9 protein-coding genes are annotated in these 6,653 nt (G+C 46.5%); 3 read left to right on the plus strand and 6 right to left on the minus strand.

The features are described 5' to 3' along the window. Positions 1 to 97 precede the first annotated feature (97 nt). The 3 genes from SSCH_RS18085 (at position 98) to eutH (ending at position 1,223) form a co-directional block, all read left to right on the plus strand. On the plus strand, positions 98 to 244 hold the full coding sequence (locus SSCH_RS18085; RefSeq protein WP_156972080.1) for a 2-hydroxyacyl-CoA dehydratase family protein: 147 nt from the start codon (positions 98 to 100) through the stop codon (positions 242 to 244). A 28-nt stretch (positions 245 to 272) separates the two neighbouring features. Then, entirely contained in the window at positions 273 to 929 is a 657-nt protein-coding gene (locus SSCH_RS03765) for a 2-hydroxyacyl-CoA dehydratase family protein (RefSeq protein WP_232294206.1), read from the plus strand. Between the two features lie 63 nt (positions 930 to 992). Beyond that, complete coding sequence (gene eutH / locus SSCH_RS03770) at positions 993 to 1,223, plus strand: ethanolamine utilization protein EutH (RefSeq protein ID WP_044664312.1); 231 nt, start codon at positions 993 to 995, stop codon at positions 1,221 to 1,223. A gap of 52 nt (positions 1,224 to 1,275) precedes the next feature. Here eutH and SSCH_RS03775 read toward each other — a convergent pair whose 3' ends face one another. From SSCH_RS03775 to SSCH_RS18830, 6 genes are all read right to left on the minus strand, one after another. Continuing rightward, complete coding sequence (locus tag SSCH_RS03775; protein ID WP_044664313.1) at positions 1,276 to 1,524, minus strand: putative Se/S carrier protein; 249 nt, start codon at positions 1,522 to 1,524, stop codon at positions 1,276 to 1,278. A gap of 8 nt (positions 1,525 to 1,532) precedes the next feature. Next, positions 1,533 to 2,807 (minus strand): double-cubane-cluster-containing anaerobic reductase, encoded by a 1,275-nt coding sequence (locus SSCH_RS03780; protein ID WP_044664314.1) that lies wholly within the window; start codon positions 2,805 to 2,807, stop codon positions 1,533 to 1,535. 87 nt (positions 2,808 to 2,894) lie between these two features. Then, positions 2,895 to 3,668: an acyl-CoA dehydratase activase gene (locus tag SSCH_RS03785; RefSeq protein WP_044664315.1), complete on the minus strand. Its 774-nt coding sequence runs from the start codon at positions 3,666 to 3,668 to the stop codon at positions 2,895 to 2,897. Between the two features lie 334 nt (positions 3,669 to 4,002). Continuing rightward, positions 4,003 to 5,157 carry a S1C family serine protease gene (locus tag SSCH_RS03790; protein WP_044664316.1) on the minus strand — a complete coding sequence of 385 codons (1,155 nt, stop codon included), beginning with the start codon at positions 5,155 to 5,157 and terminating at the stop codon, positions 4,003 to 4,005. Positions 5,158 to 5,913: 756 nt separating this feature from the next. Further along, the gene (locus tag SSCH_RS03795) at positions 5,914 to 6,447 is read right to left on the minus strand and encodes a sensor histidine kinase (protein WP_052835275.1); all 534 of its coding nucleotides are present in this window, start codon (positions 6,445 to 6,447) and stop codon (positions 5,914 to 5,916) included. Between the two features lie 2 nt (positions 6,448 to 6,449). Continuing rightward, positions 6,450 to 6,611, minus strand: a complete 162-nt coding sequence (locus SSCH_RS18830; protein ID WP_198142143.1) for a hypothetical protein — start codon at positions 6,609 to 6,611, stop codon at positions 6,450 to 6,452. Positions 6,612 to 6,653 lie beyond the last annotated feature (42 nt).

Below are 6,653 nucleotides of genomic sequence, written 5' to 3' on the forward strand. Positions count from 1 at the left end.
ATTCGTTACGGCTTTGCGCTGATCAGAACAATGCCCTTTCTTTTAACTTTCCGACCTGGTAATTGGGGAGACAAACCTGTGACGGCAAGAAAAAAAAATGTTTGAGCTGCTGCAGAAAAATGTGATGAAGCCCGTATATGTGATGCACCTGCCGCAGGTCCCGGATGATGCAGCTTCACTTGAGCTCTGGTATGAGGAGCTGCAGAGGCTAAAAAAAGCACCTGGAAGCTGCCCTCGAGGTTGAAATTACAGATGAGGCGCTGTATGAAGCCATCCACAACAATAACGAAGAGGCCCGAGCTTTGCAGGGTTTATTTGACATGAACAAGGCAAAACCCGCTCTTATCTCCGGGTTAGACATGTTAAAAGTGTCCTATCAGATAGGATTTCAGGCTGATCGCAGGGAGGGAGTCAAACTGGTGGACAGCCTGGTGGCCGATATAAAAGAGAAAGCCGCAGGGGGTTACTCAGTAGGGAAAATGTCTACACCGCGTATTTTACTCACTGGGACCCCGGTTGGACTGGGGTGTGAAAAAGTAATTACCCTGGTTGAGGGGTGTGGCGGCCTGGTGATAGCGATGGAGAACTGCGGCGGCTACAAGACTGTAGAATTGCGTGTTGAGGAAAACAACCAAACTGACCCACTGCGCCTGCTGGCTGAGAAATACATGAAGATTCCTTGCTCTGTGATGACTCCCAACCACCGCCGCTTGGACTTACTCAAAAGAATGGTAAAAGAATTTCAGATTGACGGTGTGATTGATCTTACCTGGCAAGCCTGCCATACCTATAACATCGAGTCTTATTTTGTAGCAGAAATGGTGAAAGATGAACTCGGCTTGCCGTTTTTACATTTGGAAACGGATTATTCCCAACACGACCTGGAGACCTTAAGGGTGAGAATTGAGGCTTTTCTGGAGATGATCTAGTACCGGTTACCACCCGACTTTTGTCGAATACCAACGCCAATGAACGCCAACAGACGAGGCATTATGCCGGCCGGTGCTTTCCTCATGGTTTATCTATTAACAACATATCTCAAAAAACCTTTAACAAAAGCAGGCACCAAATTGGGATTGACAGGTGCCGGGAGTGCTGGAGTTTTGGCTGCTGCTGCTAATGTACTGGCGATGTTTGGAATGATTAAGAATATGCCGCCTCAAAATAAAGTTAAGTGTATTGCCTTTACTGTTTGCGGCGGTTATCTGGTTGGCGTTGCATAAGTAAGGGGAAGCAAAGGAAGCAAAAAGAACGTCCCTTTGCTTCCCAGTGAAATCATTTGTGTTTGCGGCGAATCCTAGCTATCCCTTCAATTCTTACACCACAGCTGTCGATAACTTCTTTTGCGGCTTGGAGATATTCCTCTGTTACCAGAAGAGAGATGCCACAAAAGCTGCTTGCGGCACGGGGTGTTGGTGAAATAGAGCATTTTACCCCTGCCTTCTTAAGTTCTTTGTGTAGATGTAATCCTTCATGATGATTGGGAAAGAGTATGTAGTAATTGTATACTTCGGTTTCTTCCACTGTCCAGTTTAGTCCCCCAACATTTCCAAGAATGCTTGTACACGAGTTCTGATCTGTTCTGAGTCCTGCTCACTGTAGTCGGTCTCCAAGTGCATGACCGGAATACCCGCTTTTTTAAGAGCCTGCTGGACAAGGTAGCTCTCTGTGGAATAAAGTCCACAAAACTGTAAATTGCAGTCGATTACACCATCAACCTTGTATTCCTTAACCAGGCGCAGGATATCATCTACTCTTCCCTCATTCGGTGTGAAGCAGGCACAGTTGACTTTCATGTACCGTTTAGCCAGGGCCTGAATCTGTTCATCCAGGGTTGTCCCGGTTTCGTCTACTGAATTCTCAAAATAGCGGACTCCTGTACAGGTTTCTTCAACTACGACAGGAGCACCGCAGGTTTCCACGATATGATGAAGTTTCCAGTTGGGAATAGCCATCGGTGTCCCGGTGATCATGATCCGCGGAGCGTCTGCCGGGAAGACCCCGTTACCCTCAGCGATTCTCTTATCCAGTTCATCGCATAATTCATTGGTTTTAGAGGAAAAACGTTCAGGGTCATCATAAAAGGCAATTTGGGTAATCAAGAGTGCATCCCTGCCGCTGATGGGGACAGGTGAGTTTTTGCGGGTGTTATAGAGCCGCTCCAAAGCCTTGCGTTTGCGGGCAATGAGTTTAATGTTCTCCGCCAGGGCTTCCGGTGTAACCTTAGTGCCTGTTACTTCTTCAACTTTATTGAGAAACAGTTTGATCTCTTCGGTCCAGGCTGCGATATCTTTCTCTCTCTTCATCTGGGGAAGGTCCATCACATAGACCGGAACATCCTCACTCAGTATTTCCCATGCCTTCTTTTTGCCGTCACAGGTAGTTTCTCCGATGTAAATGTCAGCCAGACGGAAAAAGGGACAGGTCTTATCAAGGCGTGCACCGACTGATGCCTTGATCAAGGGGCAGGTATTGGCAGGCAGTACCTTTTCTCCGCCAGGAACCCAGAATTGTGAACCCCCACATAAACCGGTGGCAATGGCACCGGCCGCAAAGATGATCTCATCTGGTACATAAACACAGAATGTGCCGAATACTTTACCCCCTTTTTTCCTGTGCTCTACCAGCTCCGCCGGCCTTACCCCATGAATTTCAGCAACAACAAAGTCATAATAGTCCATCCCTTCAGGACGGTCCTGCTGGGAAATGTAGACTTCATGAAAGGCGTCGGGCAGTGCCTCACATAAGAGGTCATGCTTTTCCAAGTCCATTCCCAGGTCATCCCACATATTACGATAATCAGCCATCTTTTCTCCTCCCCGTTTTTATTAAATTAAAAACAATAACGATGAACCACTGCAACGCAAAACCTTATTGCAGCGGATTCAAAGATATTATGCTCGTGAGTTAAAATCGCGGGCGATCAGTGCTGCTCCTATTGCTCCGGCCAACTGACAGTCTTTTGGAACCTGTACAGGAACTCCGAGCTGTTCCTCCAGGCTTGCCTGCACCCCTTCATTGATGGCCACTCCACCTGTAAATGTAACCCTATTAGATGCACCCATGCGCTGTGCCATACTGGCGATGCGGCGGGCGATTGATTGGTGCAGGCCAGCGATGATTTCTCCCTTAGCTTTGCCCTGCGTCAAGAGCCCGATCACCTCAGACTCAGCAAAAACCGTGCACATGCTGTTCAGTGCGATCGGTGTTTGTCCTTTCGACAAAGCGGCCAGATCACTTACATCAACCCCAAGTGCATTGGCGATCACCTGCAGGAAACGCCCTGTCCCGGCGGCACACTTGTCGTTCATGGCGAAATCAAGCACCTGTCCCTCGTCATTGATTCTGATCACCTTGCTGTCCTGCCCGCCGATATCAATAACCAGGTCAGTCCCTGGTAATAGGTAGGCAGCACCGCGAGCATGGCACGTTATTTCTGTGACCACACGGTCAGCGAAATCAATGGATACACGCCCGTACCCGGTCGCTATCAAGTAATCAATTTGCTCCTCTGTGTATCCTGACTGGTTCAATAATCTGCCGTAAACTTGATGAGCTGCCTGGCGGGGGCTCCAACCGGTAGGAGCAATTGTTTTAAATAAACGTTGACCATTGAAAATGACAGCCTTTGTTGACATAGAACCAATGTCGATTCCTGCTACTAACATCTATAATCCCTCAATGTATAACATATAGTTATGATGGCAAGTCATATAAGTTATGCTATGCTCATTTTAGGCTATATAGATGCAGCAGTCAACATAAAGCAGGGGGGAAGAGGCATGAATAATAGTTATAGCTGATAGCAGTGGGCGGTTCTCTTTTATCGTGCTGCAAAGAGAACCGCCCTTATTAAGAAAGAATCGGGAGGGGAGGTCTTCTCCCGTATCTGAGCCGTACAGGCATGAGAATCATCAGATAAATACCGGGCTTCTGCATCAGTGAACGTTTATTGGGAATGTCAAATCTCCGGTTTCGTAATTGAACAGTTATTGGAAGTGCTCAACGCTCACCTAAGGTGACCGTACACTCTGTTTTCTTTTTATCGCGCCAGAGCGTCAGTTTGACTTTTTTTCCGGGGCCATCTTTGCTGATACAGTCTTGCAGTTCAGATGTGTTTTTCACCTTGGTGCCGTTCCAGGATAAAATGATATCCCCTTGTTTTACTCCTGCTTGATCAGCGGGTCCCCCGCTGGTAACGTTTCTCACCACAACACCATCCAAATCAGACAAGCCGAAATAATCGGCGATCGATTGGGTTACATCCTGGATCTCCACACCCAGCCAACCCCGCTTTACCTTCCCTTGTTCAATCAGTTCATCTAAAACACTGTTTACCGTATTACTGGGGATAGCAAAGCCGATTCCCTGTGCTTGTGAACCCACCGCGGTGTTGATCCCGATCACCTCTCCCTGCAGGTTCAAAAGCGGGCCACCGCTGTTGCCGGAATTGATCGCCGCATCTGTTTGCAGCAGGTTTCGGTAGTTGCGGTTCTGGACAGTGATCGGGCGCCCTTTGGCGCTGATTACCCCAACGGTTACCGTATGATCCAGGCTGTACGGGTTGCCGATGGCAATAACCCAGTTTCCAACATCAACAGCATTGGAATCTCCTAATTTAATTGTTGGCAGATTCTTTCCCGCATCGATCTTCAAAACAGCCAGGTCGAGTTCCTCATCCGACCCGATAACGCGGGCGGTTAGGGGTTTATTGATATCCGCAACACTTACCTGGATCTCCTGGGTATTACTGATCACATGCTCATTTGTCAAAATATAACCATCAGCTGAAATAATAAAACCTGAACCGATACCCTGCTGGACCTTTTGTTCCGGTGTGTTATCAAACTGCCCGAAAAATTGCCGGTAAAAGGGATCGTCGAAATAAGTATTAGATCGTGATTTTGTGGAAGCATATGTTTCGATTTTGACCACCGCAGACCCTGTTTTATCTACGATCTCCGCGATAGTAGAGGAACCCACCCCGGGAAGAGAACCCGCATGACTGCCTGCAGTTTGCACACCGGATTTCGCGTTATTTGCCTGAACCTTGTCCATCCAGTAATTGCTGGAGGCGAAGATGATTCCTCCCGTAAAAACGATGCCTGCTAAAAATGCTCCCAATACAGCAAAAATCAGGGCTTTCTTTGGTTTCATTTATTTTCACCTCTCAATATTAAATTTGATGCCGGACAGATGCCGGAGCTCGCTGCTTTACCTATTAAAAAACCTGTGCTTCTGAGGGGTTTTGTCGGGCCACTGTATTTACAGGGTATAGCTTTTGACGTACTCCCACGACTGAAGTCATGGGATTCTGGTTCATCGTGGGTTTTCCGCGGGGGAACGTAAAAAATGCAAAAAAAGCGTTGCACTAAAAGATACAGAGTACCGAAGCCCCTCCGTCTATTTGTTATGTGACCAAGTCTATAATAAAAAATCTGTGTGTCTATGTTGTGATCATTAGGTGTCAGTTGGATGTATTTTATACCCTTATAAGGATCTTTTTTGCGCTGTCGAAGTTGCTGCAGCGATACCCCACTCGATGCGTCGCCCAAGTGCCCAAGCCTTAGCGATGGCGAGACTGATGCAAAAGGAACCGTCCCCGGTGCATCTCTTATTTTCACCTCTCAATAAAATTAGATGGCCAAACGCTGCGCTTTCATATGGTTCAGTCTGAAAGATCCATAATACGGTAAATCCCCTTCAGTCTTTCGATCACCATGATTAATAAATGAAATTAAGCCTATAATAATAACTCTGTGTGTTCATTTTGTGAACATTGGATGTAAGTATGGTGTATTATGGAAGAAGAACGGCCTACTTTGGCAACCTACAAAATGAGATGTGGGAAGTGGGAGGTTGGAAGTGGGAATAGGGGCTGGAAGCCAGATGCCGGAAAAAAGATGGCCAGGGTTATCTATCCACTTCAAACCAGAACAGGACACCGTCTTCCAGGTTTTCCACACCACAGCTGTTGCCGTGTAGATCCTGAATCGCCTTGACTACCGAAAGCCCCAGTCCGGTTCCGCCATAACTTCGGGTTCTGGCTTTATCAACTTTATAAAAACTCGTCCATATCTTGTCCAGAGATTTGTCTGGAATCTTCTCTCCGGAATTGTAGATAGATACCCGCACCTTCTCATTTTGTATTACAGCCTGTATTCTAATCTCTTTTTTGTCGTCTGTATGGTTAATCGCATTGACCAGATAATTCACCAGCACCTGTTCAATGCGCACAGCATCTCCATTAACAGTGAGGTATTCCGGTATGTCTAACTCCACCTTGATCCCTTTTTCGACCAACACCGGCTGGTATTTATCCAGAACACTCTCTATTAGGGATGATAAATTAAAAGCCGTTTTATCCAGCTTGAAAGATCCGGATTCTATCTTGGATAAATCAAGCAGTTCCTTGACCAGCCTGTTCATCTTGCTGGCTTCATCCATAATCACATCACAATAATAATTCTTGTTTTCCTCATCCTCATTGATTGTTTAATTTCAAACCTTCTGCATACCCCTGAATCAAAGCAATCGGGTTTTAATTCATGGGATACATTATTGATGAATTCCTTTCTCATTTTGTCGATCCTTCGTTCCTGTTCAATCATCTGTCTTTAATTTTTGTTTGCTTCTGTCAGATCTGAAATCGC

The sequence above is a fragment of the Syntrophaceticus schinkii genome, assembly GCF_000946815.1.
Lineage (GTDB): Bacteria > Bacillota > DSM-12270 > Thermacetogeniales > Thermacetogeniaceae > Syntrophaceticus > Syntrophaceticus schinkii.

What these genes read in the sequence shown, in the direction of transcription:
- SSCH_RS03780 (WP_044664314.1), bottom strand. Translation starts at nt 2,807, where the DNA reads ATGGCTGATTATCGTAATATGTGGGATGACCTGGGAATGGACTTGGAA.
- SSCH_RS03790 (WP_044664316.1), bottom strand. Translation starts at nt 5,157, where the DNA reads ATGAAACCAAAGAAAGCCCTGATTTTTGCTGTATTGGGAGCATTTTTA.
- eutH (WP_044664312.1), top strand. Translation starts at nt 993, where the DNA reads ATGCCGGCCGGTGCTTTCCTCATGGTTTATCTATTAACAACATATCTC.
- SSCH_RS03785 (WP_044664315.1), bottom strand. Translation starts at nt 3,668, where the DNA reads ATGTTAGTAGCAGGAATCGACATTGGTTCTATGTCAACAAAGGCTGTC.
- SSCH_RS03795 (WP_052835275.1), bottom strand. Translation starts at nt 6,447, where the DNA reads ATGGATGAAGCCAGCAAGATGAACAGGCTGGTCAAGGAACTGCTTGAT.
- SSCH_RS18085 (WP_156972080.1), top strand. Translation starts at nt 98, where the DNA reads ATGTTTGAGCTGCTGCAGAAAAATGTGATGAAGCCCGTATATGTGATG.
- SSCH_RS18830 (WP_198142143.1), bottom strand. Translation starts at nt 6,611, where the DNA reads ATGATTGAACAGGAACGAAGGATCGACAAAATGAGAAAGGAATTCATC.